At 42.5% G+C, this 15,982-nt stretch carries 15 protein-coding genes; 12 read left to right on the forward strand and 3 right to left on the reverse strand.

The window, feature by feature from the left end; translation table 11 throughout:
• Positions 1–21: 21 nt before the first annotated feature.
• Together H562_RS0108570 and H562_RS0108575 are read left to right on the forward strand one after the other, a co-directional pair.
• On the forward strand, positions 22–537 hold the full coding sequence (locus H562_RS0108570) for a ribonuclease domain-containing protein (RefSeq protein WP_027377129.1): 516 nt from the start codon (positions 22–24) through the stop codon (positions 535–537).
• A 55-nt stretch (positions 538–592) separates the two neighbouring features.
• The gene (locus H562_RS0108575; protein WP_027377130.1) at positions 593–883 is read left to right on the forward strand and encodes a barstar family protein; all 291 of its coding nucleotides are present in this window, start codon (positions 593–595) and stop codon (positions 881–883) included.
• Positions 884–949: 66 nt separating this feature from the next.
• Here H562_RS0108575 and H562_RS0108580 read toward each other — a convergent pair whose 3' ends face one another.
• Both H562_RS0108580 and H562_RS0108585 read right to left on the reverse strand, forming a co-directional pair.
• Positions 950–2,164 carry a hypothetical protein gene (locus H562_RS0108580; RefSeq protein WP_027377131.1) on the reverse strand — a complete coding sequence of 405 codons (1,215 nt, stop codon included), beginning with the start codon at positions 2,162–2,164 and terminating at the stop codon, positions 950–952.
• Between the two features lie 21 nt (positions 2,165–2,185).
• Complete coding sequence (locus H562_RS0108585; RefSeq protein ID WP_027377132.1) at positions 2,186–4,651, reverse strand: TonB-dependent receptor; 2,466 nt, start codon at positions 4,649–4,651, stop codon at positions 2,186–2,188.
• 191 nt (positions 4,652–4,842) lie between these two features.
• Between H562_RS0108585 and H562_RS0108590 the strand changes: the two genes are divergently transcribed.
• From H562_RS0108590 to H562_RS0108630, 7 genes are all read left to right on the forward strand, one after another.
• Positions 4,843–5,520, forward strand: coding sequence for a response regulator transcription factor (locus H562_RS0108590; protein ID WP_027377133.1), 678 nt, complete (start codon positions 4,843–4,845; stop codon positions 5,518–5,520).
• 10 nt (positions 5,521–5,530) lie between these two features.
• Complete coding sequence (locus H562_RS0108595; RefSeq protein ID WP_027377134.1) at positions 5,531–6,565, forward strand: sensor histidine kinase; 1,035 nt, start codon at positions 5,531–5,533, stop codon at positions 6,563–6,565.
• A gap of 135 nt (positions 6,566–6,700) precedes the next feature.
• Positions 6,701–7,285, forward strand: coding sequence for an IS1096 element passenger TnpR family protein (locus H562_RS0108600; RefSeq protein ID WP_027377135.1), 585 nt, complete (start codon positions 6,701–6,703; stop codon positions 7,283–7,285).
• A 108-nt stretch (positions 7,286–7,393) separates the two neighbouring features.
• Positions 7,394–8,740 carry an alpha-amylase family glycosyl hydrolase gene (locus H562_RS0108605; protein ID WP_027377136.1) on the forward strand — a complete coding sequence of 449 codons (1,347 nt, stop codon included), beginning with the start codon at positions 7,394–7,396 and terminating at the stop codon, positions 8,738–8,740.
• Positions 8,741–8,847: 107 nt separating this feature from the next.
• Entirely contained in the window at positions 8,848–9,288 is a 441-nt protein-coding gene (locus H562_RS0108610; RefSeq protein WP_027377137.1) for a GreA/GreB family elongation factor, read from the forward strand.
• A 73-nt stretch (positions 9,289–9,361) separates the two neighbouring features.
• Positions 9,362–10,156, forward strand: coding sequence for a thymidylate synthase (locus H562_RS0108615; RefSeq protein WP_027377138.1), 795 nt, complete (start codon positions 9,362–9,364; stop codon positions 10,154–10,156).
• A 525-nt stretch (positions 10,157–10,681) separates the two neighbouring features.
• Complete coding sequence (locus tag H562_RS0108630) at positions 10,682–13,192, forward strand: M1 family metallopeptidase (protein WP_027377139.1); 2,511 nt, start codon at positions 10,682–10,684, stop codon at positions 13,190–13,192.
• Between the two features lie 98 nt (positions 13,193–13,290).
• Here the strand turns inward: H562_RS0108630 and H562_RS0108640 are convergent, their stop codons facing one another.
• On the reverse strand, positions 13,291–13,932 hold the full coding sequence (locus H562_RS0108640) for a hypothetical protein (RefSeq protein WP_027377140.1): 642 nt from the start codon (positions 13,930–13,932) through the stop codon (positions 13,291–13,293).
• A 157-nt stretch (positions 13,933–14,089) separates the two neighbouring features.
• Between H562_RS0108640 and H562_RS0108645 the strand changes: the two genes are divergently transcribed.
• The 3 genes from H562_RS0108645 (at position 14,090) to H562_RS14895 (ending at position 15,982) form a co-directional block, all read left to right on the forward strand.
• Complete coding sequence (locus H562_RS0108645; RefSeq protein ID WP_027377141.1) at positions 14,090–15,016, forward strand: DnaJ C-terminal domain-containing protein; 927 nt, start codon at positions 14,090–14,092, stop codon at positions 15,014–15,016.
• A complete protein-coding gene (locus H562_RS0108650; RefSeq protein ID WP_027377142.1) occupies positions 15,009–15,299 on the forward strand; it encodes a chaperone modulator CbpM in 291 nt (96 codons plus the stop codon). The genes H562_RS0108645 and H562_RS0108650 overlap by 8 nt, the downstream gene beginning before the upstream one ends.
• Before the next feature lie 311 nt (positions 15,300–15,610).
• A complete protein-coding gene (locus H562_RS14895) occupies positions 15,611–15,982 on the forward strand; it encodes a PadR family transcriptional regulator (protein ID WP_051190454.1) in 372 nt (123 codons plus the stop codon).

The following is a 15,982-nucleotide window of genomic DNA, read 5'->3' on the forward strand; positions in this document are numbered from 1 at the left end:
TATCAACAATAACTTAAATTCATGAACAGAGAAAAAATAAAACTCTTCCTCTTTTTTATCATCGGTTTGCTCACGGCGTTTCTCGCCATGTACTTTATCAATACGTATAAGGTTGAAAAAAAAGTCGCCACTGATTCGGAAGTCAAAGCATCTCACGATACGGTAAATTCCGCTGAAGCAAATACTTCTGCCTTTTCGAAAAATTCCGGAAACATCGATGGGCTGACAGCTGAGAAGGCGGTGATTGATTATGTTAAAGCCAACAGGCATTTGCCCGACTTTTACATCACCAAATCCGAAGCGCGGAAAAAAGGCTGGATCGCTGCCAAAAGAAATCTCTGCGACGTTCTGCCCGGCCGGGCAATTGGTGGCGATCATTTCAGCAACCGTGAAAAACAGCTCCCGGCGGGCGCGCAGTATTTCGAGGCAGATGTGAATTACCGTTGCGGCAACAGGAATGCCGACCGGATTGTCTTTAGCAGAAGCGGCGATGTCTATTTAACGAAGAACCATTACAAAAGTTTCCAAAAACAGTGATCGCCGGCGCGTGATAAAAGACTGAGTGGAGACATTATCAACAACAAATAAAAAAATGAAAACAGTTTATATCGATTTTACTGATCTGGGCGATTACGACGATTTTTACGCACAGCTCAAAGAAAAATTAACGCTTCCCGAAACCTTCGGCGATAACCTCGATGCACTTTACGATTCGGTGACCGGATTTGTGGAACTTCCGCTGCATATCGAATTTGTGAATATGAGTGTGGAACAGCTCGAAACTTTTGAAGATCTGCTCGTAACCTTAGAAGATGCGGAGGAAGAACTGGAGGATTTTACTTTTTCCTATTTTCTCGTTCAGTACGAAGACGATGAACAATAATAGAAACAAACCATCGGCTTCGATGGTTTGTTTCATGAAAAAATAAATTTGAGTGATGACCTATTTTTAGCTTCCGGCGTCTGCAACATCGAAGGTGGTATAGCCTGACCACGTTTTTGCCCAGGCCGGCAAAGCGGTTCCGCTTCCCGCGCCTGTCGCGGTGCTGCTGAGCGTAAATACCGCAGAAAGATCCGGATTTGGTAGCGCTGCCGTTCCTTTCGCTTTCCAGGACGTTGCCACATTTACGAAACGGATGTTCGTAAGATAATTCCCGCCCAGAAACCAGTTGTATGTTCTGTCGGTTTCAAAATCCAGACCTGTCGCAAAATTGGCGATCACAACATTATCGAATTTTCCGTTGGAGCCGGCTCTGATCTTCATTCCCTGAGATTCTGAACCCTTGGTATTTCCGATCAGGGTCATGTTGCTGAGAGTTGGATTAGAGGCGCCATTTCCGTATGTGGTATTGGGATCGGTATCCTGCGTGTCGGCTTCTACACCTCTGTTTCCGGGTTCTACTGCATTTAGAAACTCTTTGCTTCGGGCCGCATAAATATAACTTGCAGTTCCCTGCCAGCCTTCCGTCCAGTCCACGGAATCGTCGCCCATACCGATTACCACGAGGTGATCTGCATTTACATTTCCGCCAAAAAATTCTACACCGTCATCGCCGCCGTTTAAAATAGAGACGTAAGAAATGGTGGTGCCGCTTCCCACACTGAAGAGCGAAAGACCGTTGAATTCTTTTTCAGGATTGTATTTAAAGCCGCTGTCCTTGATCACCAAATATTTCAGGGAACCTGAGTTGTCAGTTTTGTTGTTTCCGCCATACACCAGATCTCCCAATTCTGAAGAAGAGGTTCCCGAAGCACTTCTGTTCGTAGGTGCATTCCCCAGGATCACGATGCCGCCCCAGTATCCCTGCGTGTGCTGAGCGCCTTCAAAAACAACCGGCGCCGTTTCGGTACCGTTCACAAATAATTTTCCGCCGCGGTCTACGATCAGGTAGTTCGCGCCCTGCGCTCCCACGATCCTGGTGCCGGCAGGAATGATTAAGACAGCACCGTTTTCTACCAGTAATTTACCGGTGAGATTATACGTTTTTGTGGGATCCAGCGTAACGGTTGTGCCCGTGGCGATGGTTCCCTTAAAGTTCGCAGGGTCAATTGAAGAGTCTACTGCCACGGGATCCTCGGTGTTGGTGCTGCACGATACTGCTGCGGCAGAGGCCGACGCCATTAACGCAAAGTAAAATGCCACATTTAAAAAGTTCTTTTTCATTGGATAATTTTTATTGGTTTTTTAAAATTCATAAGATAAGTTCAGGCCAATTTCTCGTCCCTTTGTATAACTTCTGTTCGTATAACCTACCTCACCGATCATCTGTTCTATCTTGTTGTCGGAGTTGATGAGGTTTTTTGCCGTAACTCCCACGCCGATTTGTTTAAAGTTGAATTTCAGATTCGCATCTAAAAGATGGATGGGGCTTTCGTAGAAGTTTCCGGTTTTATTGGTTCCTAAAGCGTACAGACTTTTGCCCACATAAGAATATGAGATCACGAAATCGACCGTATTTTCTGACCGGAATTTTTGAGTATAACCCAGGTTGATATTGGCAAGAAAATCAGCCACACCTTGCATGGCGTCTGTCTTCTGACCGTTGAACTGAACAGTTTTCCCACCGTTCTCCTTCGCAAACTCTGCTTCGGTTTTCAGTTTTTGGTTGGAGTGCATATAGGTGGCGTTCAGAAAAGTGTATAATCTGGAATTTCCGGATTTGTAAATATCTTTTCTAAATTCCATTTCCGCGCCCGCAACAACTCCGGAATTTGCGATGTTGAAGTACGTCATATCACTGGAGGCCGCAGTGGAAAAAGTAGTTCTTGCAATCGGATTTTCAATGTATTTTCCGAAGGCAGTTACAGAAAATACTTCTCCGGCTTTGCCGAAGAGTTCCCATTTCAGGTCAACATTGTAATTGTCTGAAGGTGAAAGGAAAGGGTTGCCGTAAACATTGGTCGTCACATCGTAATATCCCGTGGGTACCAATTCTTTTGCCTGTGGAAGGGTATACGTTTTCGAGGCCGAAAATCGAATATTTTGCCTGTCATCAAGACTGTATTTCGCATTAAGGGCGGGCAGGAATTTGTTGTACGTTTTGTTGCTTTTGTCTTTACCAAAGATGGCATCGTCCCATTTACTTTGAAGATCTACATGATCAAATCTTCCTCCCAGCTGTACTACCAGGCGGTCACTGAATTTGTAATCCACATTTGCAAATCCGGCCTGAATATTTTGTTTGAAGTGATAATAAAAAGGGTCATATCTTTCATTATCATTTCTAAAAGTATTGTACCGTATGATTCCGTTGTTCGAAGCATTAATGAAAGCATCTACATTGTCGGGGTTTACCGGAGTTTGAATGTCGAAGTTGAGTCCGATCGTCGTATTATCGAACTGGCGGTCTTTCGACGAAGCACTGTAACCGAAATTGATCTTCAGATCTTCTACCTGTTTGCTGATGTTTATAAAACCGTTAAGTGTATTGTCGGTTAACGCGTCAAAATAACGGTGATTATTGATGGTGCTCGCGGCAATGAGATTTAAACTAATTGCGTCAAAGGTATTTTGCAGGCGGTCAGGTCTTTTGCTGTCCATCCTGTTGTAACTCACGCCCCAGTCGGCCGCCCAGGAACCGGTTATCTTATGATTTCCGTACAGTTGGTTGATCAGTGTTGAAGTCAGTTTGTTATCACCTCTGTTGATGATGATGTCGGTGCCGATCTCACGCATATAACCTCTGAAAAACCTTGCATCCTGTGCCGATGAATGTACGAAGTTTGTCGTGTAGCTGATCTTGTGCGAAGTATTGATTTTGTAGGCCAGATTTACGAGCGCCGTAGAATTGGTGCTGTAAGTGTACCGGTCCACGTCCAGAGCTTTTATGGCATCGCCGGTGGCATCGTAAAAACCTTCTTTTCCCGCGCTGTACACATAACCGTTCTCAAATCCTGCATATCCGAATACCGAAAGCTTCCCCAATGTAGCGCCACCTTCAATATCCATATTTGAATTAAAGGGGTTCGCGGCGTTTTTAAAATTCCATCTGGTCGTGAAGGGATATTGCACGTTTGGATTACCTTTGCGGAAAGTGGTTTCTTTATATCCGAAAAATCCCGGACCTCCGGCCTGAAGTTTAAAATGATTTTTGTCGAAAGTCTGCAGATTTACTCTGCTTCCGATCCCGACCTTAAAATAAGGTTTTCCCGAATGCTCTTTGGAAACGATGTTGATATTGGCACCACCGAAATCCCCCGAAAATTTGGGATTATACACTTTATCGAGCGAAATATATTCGATGACGGAGGTCTTAAAAATTCCCAGGTCGATATTCTTAAACTCGGGATTATCGGACGGGATGGGCAGTCCGTTCAGACTGGTCGCATTGTAACGGTCGCCCAGACCACGGATAAAGATCTGTCCGCTTCCTTCCTGTTTTTGCGTGCCCGAGGCTTTGGTAACCGCAGTCGCCGCATCGCCGATTCCCTGCTTTTCAAGTTGTGCAGAACCTACGCGCTCTATGACTTCAACCGATTTTCGCTGTAAACTGATGATGTTGTTCTCCGAACCTTTTTTTACCGAACCTTTCAGGGCAACACCTTCAATGTTTTCTTCGCGTGGTGCAGCACCGATTTTAATTTGGCCGTAAACTACCGTGGTAGTGGAGAGCAGGAATAAAACCGCAACGTTCAGTTTTCTGATTTTCATTTCTTCTTTTTAGTTAGATTTCTTTCAGTGCAAAGGAAGAAATTGGCTTTCCGATTTGTATTGCTGCAGTTTTAACTTTGTTTTAAGGAATTTTGAACAGATCGTGGTGCATGTTAATTAATTATGAATATTTGCGGACCCGGTTTTTGCCATCTTATTTTTAAGTAATTTTGAAAGGTTAAAAACTGAAAATGAAACAGAAAAAAATTCTTCTGATCGATGATGAACAGGATATTCTGGAGATCCTGTCCTACAATTTGGAAAAAGAAGGTTACGAAGTTTCTACCGCGTGCAACGGCGCCGAAGGTATAGAAAAAGCCCGCGAAATTCTTCCCGATCTTATTCTTCTCGATGTGATGATGCCCGAAAAAGATGGTATAGAAACCTGCCAGGATCTACGGAAAATAAAAGAACTGCAGAAAACCCTGATCGTTTTTCTTTCCGCGCGCAGTGAGGAATTTTCGCAGCTTGCCGGCTTTCAGGCAGGTGCCAATGATTATATTGTAAAGATCATTAAACCAAAAGTTTTAATTTCTAAAGTTAATGCGCTTCTGCAGTTAACCACGCAGGCTTCAGCTTCCTCAAAGAATATCGAGATCGGCGATTTGCTCATCGATAAAGACAGTTTCCGCGTGTCGAAAGCGGGACAGCTCTTTATGTTGCCAAAAAAAGAATTTGATCTTCTTTATCTGCTGGCTTCAAATACCGGAAAAGTTTTTAACCGCGACGAAATTCTGGAGAAAGTTTGGGGAAACGATGTTGTGGTAGGCGAAAGAACCATCGATGTGCATATCCGCAGACTGCGGGAAAAACTCGGCATCAACACCATACAAACGCTGAAAGGCATCGGCTATAAATTAGTTGTGTAACTTTAGGACAATGAAATTTCACCGCCTTACTTTAATCGCCTCGCTATTTCTTACAGTGGCAATGTCTGTGGTAGCGCTGCTTTTCAATCATACCAAAGAGACGGTGGTACATGATAACAATACCTTTTATCTTACACTTTTCTGGTGTGTCGTTATTATTTTTGGCCTGAATTATATGATTTTGGAATATCTCTTTAATTATTACGGCAAAAAACAGATCCGCAAAATCTCCACCATTCTACCTGATGATTTTCTGCAAAAGGATGAAAGCAATTTAAACTTCAGGGAGCTCGGCGAGCGCGTCTCAGAATTCAGTCAGCGAAATGCCACCGAACTCGACACCATGAAGGAAATGGAAAATTACCGAAAAGAGTATCTTGGCAATGTGTCGCACGAGCTGAAAACGCCGCTGTTCACACTTCAGGGTTACGTGGAAACCCTGATCGATGGCGGTGTGGAAAACCTGGCCATACGGGATAAATATCTGCAGAGGATCGATCAGTCTGTAGAGCGGCTGCTGGCGATCGTACAGGATCTGGATTCAATTAACCAATATGAAGCCGGCGCTATTTCCCTGAATATTACAAAGTTCGACATCAATTCTTTAATTAAAGAAATCACCGACCTTTTAGATCTGGAGGCGCAGAGAAAAGATTCCAGAGTGATTCTGCAGACTTCTTCGCCACAGATCTTTGTAAAAGCCGATCAACACAAGATTTCGCAGGTTTTGATCAACCTGGTTTCCAATGCCATACATTACGCCAACCGGAACCAGGCACAGATCATTGTACGCACAGAAATCCTTCAGAATAAAGTTTTCGTAGAGGTTTCCGATAACGGCATGGGCATAAAACCCGAAGTGCTGCCACGGATATTTGAGCGGTTCTACCGCGTGGAAACCAGCAGAAACAGAGCCGACGGCGGCTCCGGTCTCGGTCTTGCAATTGTGAAGCATATCCTGGAGGCACACGGCGAAAACATTTACGTAGAAAGTGTATATTTGGAGGGTTCGCGCTTCCACTTTCTGCTCGAAAAAGCCAACTAGGCAGCGGCAAAATGTAGGTAAATATTTCAAATAAAAAAAAAGCAAATTCCCTTTTGCCAAAAAGCAATTGTTTTATATTTGTACCCGCAATTCAATCTGAAAAAGTACAATCCCCAAAATTTTTAAAGGATAAAAATGATTTATAAGATACGTGTAATTTTAGATGCTAAAGACGACATTTTCAGAGATGTCGAGATTAAGGATAAGCAGAATCTTTGGAATTTACATCTTGGTATTAAGAGCGCTTTCAGTCTTATGGGCGACGACCTGTCGGTATTCAATATCCTGGATTCTGACGGAACCATTGTAAAATCGGTGCCGCTGGAAGATATGAGCGATGATGGCGATGGCGAGATCATGAGCGATATTTATCTGAATGAAGCTTTCGAAAAGAAAGGCGATAAGATTCACTTTCAGTACGGATTTATGGATCTCTGGGAGTTCTTCTGCGAGCTGGTGGAAATTCAGGACGAAAAACCTTCCGTAAACTATCCGATCACCGTTTTCCGTTTCGGCAATATGCCGCTGAAAGCACCAAGCAAAAGCACGAAAAAGAACTCGAAAAACTCTTCCATTCCTTTGTTGAATGATGATTTCGACGAATATGATACCAATTTCTCTTCGGGCAGTTTTGCTGAAGAAGACGATGATGATTTCGATGACGATGACGATGATTTCGAAGAAGATTTCTTCGATAAAGATGACTCCGACGAAGTGTAAGACACAGCCCCGATTTTTCGGGGTTTTTTTGTGGAAAGACGCCTGGCTGACTCGCCGGGAATTGCTTCATAGCTTTATTATTGATACATTTGTGCGAAACAATTCGCAATGAAAAAACTTTTGCTTCTGGCAATCACAGCTTTGGGAATTCTCTCCTGTACGACTCAAAAAATAACAACAATGACCAACGCACCGGCAGACTGGAAACATACCACCAACATCTACGAAGTAAACGTAAGGCAATATACAGAGGAAGGTACTTTCCGCGCATTTGAAAAAGAACTGCCGCGCCTGAAAGATATGGGTGTGAAAACCCTGTGGTTTATGCCGATAACTCCGATCTCCCAAAAAGTGAAAAAAGGAAGTCTTGGCAGTCAGTATGCGGCGCACGATTACGTCTCCATCAATCCGGAATTCGGCACGCTCGAAGATTTTAAACACATGGTGAATGAAGCACATAAGATGGGTTTCAAAGTGATCATCGACTGGGTGGCAAACCATACAGGCTGGGATCATGTGTGGACTGTTTCTCATCCTGAATATTATCTGCACGATGCCGACGGTAAATTCCATATTGCTTCCGGAATGGAAGATATCATAGAACTCGATTACAGCAATCCCGACATGAGAACCGCCATGATCGATGCCATGAAATATTGGGTAAGCGAAACAAATATCGATGGATTCCGCTGCGACCTGGCGAGTTGGGTTGAAGTCGATTTCTGGGAACAGGCAAGACCTGAAGTTGAAAAAATAAAACCGCTCTTCTTCATCGGCGAGTTCGATGAGCTCGATAATCCTGAATATGGCAAAGTTTTCGACGCCAGCTATACATGGACCTGGATGCATAAAACCGAGGAATATTACAAGAAAGATCTGCCACTGGCTGAGCTGAAGGATTTGCTGCAAAAATATACCGCAATTGGTGACAGTTCCATGCGCGCCTGGTTTACAACCAATCACGACGAAAATACCTGGAACGGAACTGAATACGAAAAATATGGCGTTATCGCAAAACCTTTGGCGGTTTTTTCTGCCACCTGGAACGGCATTCCGCTCATCTATTCCGGGCAGGAACTCCCCAATATGAAACGTCTGGAATTTTTTGAAAAAGACCCGATCGAGTGGAACGGCACTTATGAAATGGCTGATTTCTATAAAACGCTGTTTACCTTAAAATCAAACAATCCGGCACTTCGTGGGGGCGATCCGGCTGCAACAACTACCATTTTGAAAACATCTGCAGACGATAAAATTTTAGCCTACGTACGAAAAAACGGGAACGATGCGGTGTTGACCGTTCTGAACTTTTCTAAAGAGGCAGTTTCTTTCACCATCGATGATGCTAATATTTCGGGAGTTTTCAGAAATGTATTCAGCGGACCTGTCAAGGATTTTGCGCAGGATAAAAGCTTTTACCTCCCTATTGGCGGTTATGCGGTGATGGCTAAATAAAAAAATGACCACAATCAGCAATGTTTTTTGAGTTTTACGGACTATGCGCGTTTTCCTTTATGAAAGATTTCACTGTCTTTAGCCAAAATTTATTTTTAAAATTTTAAATGAATAAATCTGAAATCCTGAAGATCGTTCATCTGAAACTTTCAGAAAAAATTGATAATCTGGAATTTCTGATTGCCGAAACACGCGCTGCAAACAACGAGACCAAAAGTTCAATGGGCGATAAGTACGAAACGTCGCGTGAAATGGTTCAGCAGGAAATCAATACGCTTCAGCTTCAGTTGAATGAAAATCTAAAAGCAAAAAATTTTTTAAAATTCATCAATACCAATCCGCATCAAATAGTAGGTTTGGGTAGTTTGGTGGAAACCGATAAAGGACTTTTTTATATCGCAGTTTCTTTTGGAATTATAGACATGGCTCAGCGGAAAATATTTTTAATCTCTCCCGAAAGTCCTGTAGCTCAGGCAATGGCTGGGAAATCTCAAGGCGATGAATTTTCTTTGAATTCGACGAGACAAAAAATTATAAAAATTTGGTAAATTTGGCCGCCTGACTTTTTTCTGAATTCAATTTTTCGACTCAGCAAATCATCACATTTTCAAATTATTTTTAATGCAAAATTACCTCGACCTTCTTCAACATATAAAAGAAAACGGAACCGACAAAACCGACCGAACCGGCACCGGAACACGAAGTATTTTCGGTTATCAATTGCGCTATGATTTGTCGAAAGGTTTTCCTTTAATGACCACGAAAAAAGTACATTTAAAATCAATTATTTATGAACTTTTGTGGTTTTTGAAGGGCGATACCAATATTAAATATCTGAATGATAACGGTGTTTCGATCTGGAACGAATGGGCCGATGAAAATGGAAATCTTGGTCCGGTTTACGGCGCACAATGGCGCAGCTGGACGGGCGCTGACGGTAAAGTAGTCGATCAGATCACAGAGGTTATTGAGCAGATTAAAAAAAATCCGGATTCGCGCCGTCTCATAGTTTCTGCCTGGAATACCGCGGAGATCCCGAATATGGCTTTAGCACCTTGCCACGCACTTTTTCAGTTTTATGTTGCCGATGGAAAATTATCGCTGCAGCTTTATCAAAGAAGCGCAGATGTTTTTTTAGGCGTTCCTTTTAATATCGCGAGTTATGCCTTGCTGTTAATGATGGTTGCTCAGGTTTGCGATTTGAAAGTTGGCGATTACGTACACACTTTCGGCGATGTTCATATTTATAGCAATCATTTTGAACAGGTTGAAAGACAACTTTCACGCACGCCAAAGCCTTTGCCCACCATGAAACTTAATCCGGAGATCAAGGATATTTTCGATTTTGATTATGAAGATTTTACTTTAGAAAATTATTCGCCAGATCCTGGAATTAAAGCGCCGGTCGCTGTTTAATTCCTCAGTTTTTGTTTTTTGGGCAGCAATTTCCGCCTTCCACTCCCGCTTTTTTTCTTGCAGGCTTCGGCTCCGCTCAGCCTGCAATAAAAAAGAGCTCCGTTCAAGTCGGGCTGCAGGTTTCCTGTAAAAAGAAGTTATTGTCAAAAACTTAAATTATTGTTAGGACTGAATTTCTTACGGGCCACTTTCTTTGTAACTTTTCTTTTAAATTAAATACCTATCGTTCAATGAGAACTTTAAAAATCAATCTCGAAGAAAATGTTGATGTAGGGAAACTCTCCGAACTTTTGATCCAGATCAAAGGCATCAGATCCGTGGAAATAACCGATGAAGCAAATGCCTAAAGCGATCTGAGAAAAGCGGTGAACAAAGGAAAGCAACAGTTAAAAAGTGGCGATTATGACGGACTTGTTAATGACCTTTTCGATACATTTTTAAAACCCAAATCTTAATATTTTTATTTCTCTTAAAAATAATCAAACTTATTTAAGGGGGAATTTTCAGTTAAAAACAAACTTATCTATGAAAAAAATTGTACTGTCACTTAGTCTGCTCGGAATCCTTTTCTCCGGAACTGCCTTTGCACAGACCGATACTTCCGGCAGAACCGAGATTTACCGCCAAACGCATACCAAAACTACAGAGTTGAAACACACCAAACTGAAAGTGAGTTTCGATTACCAAAAGGAACAGATGGCCGGCGAAGAATGGCTCACCGCATCACCCTATTTTTATCCCACTGATTCTCTGGTGCTGGATGCCAAGGCAATGCTCATCCACGAAGTGGCCTTAGATAAAAACGGCAGTAAAACGCCACTGAAATATGAGTATAAAAATGATATGCTCAAAATTAATCTGGACAAAACCTATAACCGCGACCAGGATTATACCGTTTATATAAAATATACGGCACGTCCGAACGAGGTGACTCAAAAGGGAAGTGCGGCGATCTCCGATGCGAAAGGTCTGTATTTCATCAACGCACAAGGCACCGATCCCGATAAACCCACACAAATCTGGACACAGGGCGAGACCGAAGCCAGTTCAGCCTGGTTCCCCACCATCGATAAACCCAATCAGAAAACCACAAACGAAATCTACATGACTGTGCCGGATAAGTACGTCACTCTGTCCAACGGAATTATGGAATCCTCTGTAAAGGACGGTAATGGATTGCGCACCGATCACTGGGTAATGTCGAAAAGACATTCGCCGTATCTGTTTTTTATGGGCGTGGGCGAGTATGCTGTTGTTAAAGATAAATGGCGCAATATTCCCGTAGATTATTACGTAGAAAAAGAATATGAACCTTACGCAAAACAGATTTTTGGTGATACACCGGAAATGATCGAATTCTTTTCCAAAAAATTAAATTACGATTATCCGTGGTCCAAATTTGCGCAGATTACCGGCAGAGATTATGTATCCGGCGCTATGGAAAATACCACCGCGGTGCTGCACCAGGAATCTGCCCAGCAGAAACCCGGCGACCTCATCGATGAAAACCGTTGGGAAGATACTATTGCTCATGAACTGTTTCACCACTGGTTCGGTGATCTTGTAACGGCAGAAAGTTGGAGCAACCTTACAGTAAACGAATCTTTTGCAAATTATTCCCAGTATCTCTGGAATGAGCACAAATACGGCAAAGATATCGCCGATTACGGTTTGATGAAAGAGACCAAAGGATACATGATGGATCCTTCAAATCCATCTAAAGATCTCGTGCGTTTCAATTATCACTCCCGCGAAGATATGTTCGATGGCGTTTCTTATAACAAAGGCGGTGCGATCCTGCACATGATGCGGAATTATCTGGGCGACGATGCCTTTTTTGCGGGACTAAATGACTATTTGAAAACCAACGAATATGGAAGTGGCGAAGCACAGCAGCTTCGGCTTTCTATGGAAAAAGTTTCCGGAAAAGATATGAACTGGTTTTTCAGTCAGTGGTATTATGGCAGCGGACATCCGAAGATTTCTTACACCACGAATTTCGAACCGGTGAAAAAGCAGGTTACCGTGACCGTAAGTCAGGACCAGATCGGCCAGAATTTTCAGTTTCCGCTGGCAATCGATCTTTACGAAAATGGCAAACCAACACGCAAAAATGTGTGGGTAAGTGCTAAGGAAAAAAATGCCTTCACGTTTACAGTTTCAAAAAACCCTGAACTTGTTGATATAAATGCAGATGGCGTGTTGGTCGCGGAATTTACGGACAATAAAACGCCGGAGCAGTATTTAACCCAGTATACCGGTGCTACAGAATTCCTGAGCCGTTACAAAGCTGTGGAAAATGCTTCAGAGAACGCGTCCAAAAATCCCGTTGCACTCAAAATTCTCACTGCTGCACTCAAGGATAAGAATTTCCGCATCCGTATGAAGGCACTGAATTCGCTGGATCTCTCCAAAGCCGATCAGTCCAAAGCGGCGCTCGCAGATGTAGAAAAGCTGGCGGCGAATGATCCCAAAACTTTGGTGCAGGGCGCTGCCACCGCGGCTTTGGGAAAAACAAAGGATAAAAAATATTTACCACTTTTCGAGAAAGGACTAAATGCAGTTTCAAACTCCGTTAAAGCAAATTCTCTTGCAGCCATTGCAGCGGTAGATCCTGCCAGAGTTGCGGCCCTCGCTGATAAAATTGATCTGGAAGGAGCAAGCGATGATATTATTATGGAGCTTTTGCCGGTCATTGTAAAGAATAAAATTGAAAAACAGATGCCTGCAATTGCGTCAACAGCTGCTTTTTACCCTTTCATCAAATTCCAGAAACCGGAACTTGGAACTGCTGCCGAAGAAGCTTTCAACTGGATCATGTCTACGGATAATCTAAAAGCCACGGAAAATGTAACCAAAGTTTTAATGCAGGTGAAAGGCCAGATCGGTCAGAACCCCCAGGCAAAAATGATGATCGTTCAGATTTTAAAGGACGGCCTTGCAAAGAAAATGGCGGTTTTGAAAGCAAACCCATCCAGCACAACAATCAACAAGCAAGTTGATCTGTTGAACAGTGCAATTGAGGCGTACAAATAATGCTATATGCTTATTAATGAAAAGGTTGCTTCAAAACGGAGCAGCCTTTTTCATTTTACTTTATTAATGAGAATTGTGCTGCCGCAATTTTTTTTTGATTAAATGGTCCACTGATCGTTAACTACGGCGATGAGATAATATTGACCTTCAAATTGTTCAAACACGAACCGCAGCGATTTCCAGTCCATGCCCGAAGATGCCTGTGAACCTGCGACATAATTTTCGGTAAAGTCAGCATTGGGAAAAATTTCCCTGATGTTTTTTGAGCTGTTTCCTTCTCCTTTATAAGTATTCAGTGCATATTCGCCGGTTGCAAAATTCGCGCGGTAAATCCATTCGTCAAAATAATCTTTGATCGAAAGTACCAGCAGCTCGCCCGTGCCGTCTTTTTCACCCCACGTAAACTTCGTATGTGTTGGAAGATATTGCGTAAATTCCTCTTTTGTAAAATGTTTTGAGCGCTCCGGATCTACATGTCCGTACATCGAAAACGTAACGCCTTTTTTAGGATGGATGAAGTTGGCAAAATCCGAATAATTTTTATCTTCCAGACTTTTTAATAGGCTGTCGTTTAGGTTTTTAAGGTTTTGTTCTTTGCTTACATCAGAATTTTCCTTGCCGTCATCAACTGTAGTGTGCGCACGGCCGGCACCTGTTTCCTGGACGGAATTACCGTTTGTAACCTCTTTTGTACAACTCATTAACAGGAAAGCCGAAGAAAGTATGGCAAATTTTTTCATACGACCGAAGTTCCGAAAATTATGGTAAACCTTCGATTTAAAGGTTGCATTTTTGTTTTTTATTAAAGACTTCAAAATTCCTGAGCAAAAATTTTAACACAATTTTAAATCAGATTGCCTTTGGAATTTTTTAAATTTGAAGAAAGCATACAACTTCATGGCATATATCGATTATTATAAAATACTGGGCGTCGACAAAAAAGCCACCGCTGAGCAGATTAAAAAAGCCTACCGGAAACTCGCCCGAAAATTTCATCCCGATGTAAATCCCGGTGACAAAGAGGCCGAAAGGAAATTTAAAGAAATCAATGAAGCCAACGAAGTGCTGAGCCATCCTGAGAACCGCCAGAAATACGACAAGTACGGCGAACACTGGAAACATGGCGAAGAATATGAAAAAACACAGCAGCAGCAGCAGCAGCGTTCGCAGCAGGGCGGCAGTTATGGAGGTTTTTCCGACTCAGACTTTGGCGAAGGTGCAGACTTCTCAGATTTCTTTCAAAGTATGTTTGGCGGCGGTGGTGGCAGCGGTTTTGGCAGAAGTTCGCGCGGCAGTGCTTCGGGTAAGTTCAAAGGGCAGGATATTTCCGCAGAACTGAATCTGCATTTACGCGATGCTGCAAAAACCCATCAGCAAACATTTGACATCAATGGTAAAAAAGTGCGCATCACCATTCCTGCTGGTGTTGCCGACGGGCAGAAAATTAAACTGCGCGGACACGGAAATCCCGGCGTTAATGGTGGGCCAAATGGTGACCTATACATCACCTTCAATATTCAGGAAGATCACCACTTTAAAAGAAACGGCGATAATTTAGCTGCAGATGTAGAAATTGACCTTTATACCGCAATTCTTGGTGGCGAAGTTACGGTTCATACGCTTGACGGAAGTGTGATTTTAAAAGTAAAACCCGAAACACAAAGCGGCACCAAAGTCCGCCTGAAAGGCAAAGGATTCCAAGTTTATAAAAAAGAAGGCGAATTCGGAGATCTGTTTGTGACCTATGTGGTAAAACTGCCGACAGACCTCACAAAGAAAGAAAAAGACCTGTTCCAACAGTTAAAAGATTTAAAAAATGGTTGAGAGAATATCACGTGAAGAGCTTGTAAGAATCTACAATATAGAGATCGCCTTTTTCGATTCGCTGGAAGAGTCGGGACTTCTGCATACAGAAAACGAAAACGACATTAAATATCTGCGTTATGAGGAACTGCCGGCTTTCGAGCGGTTTGCCAACTGGCATTATGATCTGGAAGTCAATCTTCCGGGATTGGAAGTCCTGCATCATTTACTCGAAAAAATGGAAGAACTGCGCGCCGAAAACCGAAGGTTGCTGCACTTTTCAAGGTCCGACTTTGACCGGTAACCTTTAAAATCTTTTAAAATAATCACGAAATTATCCGCCTCAGCTCTGAAGTGGATATTTTTTTTGTTTTTTTCTAATGAAGCTGAAATTGCGTAAAGCCTTTATTGATGGGGCTTTTCGGTGTTGCAGAAAAATATTTACACAATAAATTTAAAAATATTTACTACTTTGTATTGCATAATACTAAATAAATTATATATCTTTGTATTGTAAGATTGGAGAAGGATTTTGAAACAAGGTTTAATTCTAGATAAATTAACTTTTAAAATACGCAGCCAAATTCTTACAGAACTAATAATAACCTCTTACAAATGAACACAGAAAATACCAAAGCGCAAATGCGAAAAGGCATTCTGGAATTCTGCATTTTGAGTTTGATTGATAAAAAGGAGATGTATGTTTCCGACCTTATCGATGAGCTGAAAAAAGGAAAACTGGATGTGGTGGAAGGGACTCTGTATCCGCTCCTCACAAGATTGAAAAATGGTGAATTCCTTGCTTACCGGTGGGAAGAATCAACCGGCGGCCCGCCACGCAAGTACTACCAGATGACAGACAAAGGCAAACTGTTTCTTGCCGAACTGATGACAACCTGGACGGAACTGACCGAATCCGTTACCCAAATTACCAAAAACGATAACCCCACGGAAACTGCCGACAGCGCGTTCCAACCAAATTCTTAA

This window comes from Kaistella palustris DSM 21579, assembly GCF_000422265.1.
Taxonomy (GTDB): domain Bacteria; phylum Bacteroidota; class Bacteroidia; order Flavobacteriales; family Weeksellaceae; genus Kaistella; species Kaistella palustris.

Bases quoted from the DNA above. Each gene is read 5' to 3' on its own strand.
- H562_RS0108640 (WP_027377140.1), bottom strand. From the start codon at position 13,932: ATGAAAAAATTTGCCATACTTTCTTCGGCTTTCCTGTTAATGAGTTGT.
- H562_RS0108580 (WP_027377131.1), bottom strand. From the start codon at position 2,164: ATGAAAAAGAACTTTTTAAATGTGGCATTTTACTTTGCGTTAATGGCG.
- H562_RS0108570 (WP_027377129.1), top strand. From the start codon at position 22: ATGAACAGAGAAAAAATAAAACTCTTCCTCTTTTTTATCATCGGTTTG.
- H562_RS0108575 (WP_027377130.1), top strand. From the start codon at position 593: ATGAAAACAGTTTATATCGATTTTACTGATCTGGGCGATTACGACGAT.
- H562_RS0108595 (WP_027377134.1), top strand. From the start codon at position 5,531: ATGAAATTTCACCGCCTTACTTTAATCGCCTCGCTATTTCTTACAGTG.
- H562_RS0108630 (WP_027377139.1), top strand. From the start codon at position 10,682: ATGAAAAAAATTGTACTGTCACTTAGTCTGCTCGGAATCCTTTTCTCC.
- H562_RS0108600 (WP_027377135.1), top strand. From the start codon at position 6,701: ATGATTTATAAGATACGTGTAATTTTAGATGCTAAAGACGACATTTTC.
- H562_RS0108585 (WP_027377132.1), bottom strand. From the start codon at position 4,651: ATGAAAATCAGAAAACTGAACGTTGCGGTTTTATTCCTGCTCTCCACT.
- H562_RS0108590 (WP_027377133.1), top strand. From the start codon at position 4,843: ATGAAACAGAAAAAAATTCTTCTGATCGATGATGAACAGGATATTCTG.
- H562_RS0108615 (WP_027377138.1), top strand. From the start codon at position 9,362: ATGCAAAATTACCTCGACCTTCTTCAACATATAAAAGAAAACGGAACC.
- H562_RS0108645 (WP_027377141.1), top strand. From the start codon at position 14,090: ATGGCATATATCGATTATTATAAAATACTGGGCGTCGACAAAAAAGCC.
- H562_RS0108605 (WP_027377136.1), top strand. From the start codon at position 7,394: ATGAAAAAACTTTTGCTTCTGGCAATCACAGCTTTGGGAATTCTCTCC.
- H562_RS14895 (WP_051190454.1), top strand. From the start codon at position 15,611: ATGAACACAGAAAATACCAAAGCGCAAATGCGAAAAGGCATTCTGGAA.
- H562_RS0108650 (WP_027377142.1), top strand. From the start codon at position 15,009: ATGGTTGAGAGAATATCACGTGAAGAGCTTGTAAGAATCTACAATATA.
- H562_RS0108610 (WP_027377137.1), top strand. From the start codon at position 8,848: ATGAATAAATCTGAAATCCTGAAGATCGTTCATCTGAAACTTTCAGAA.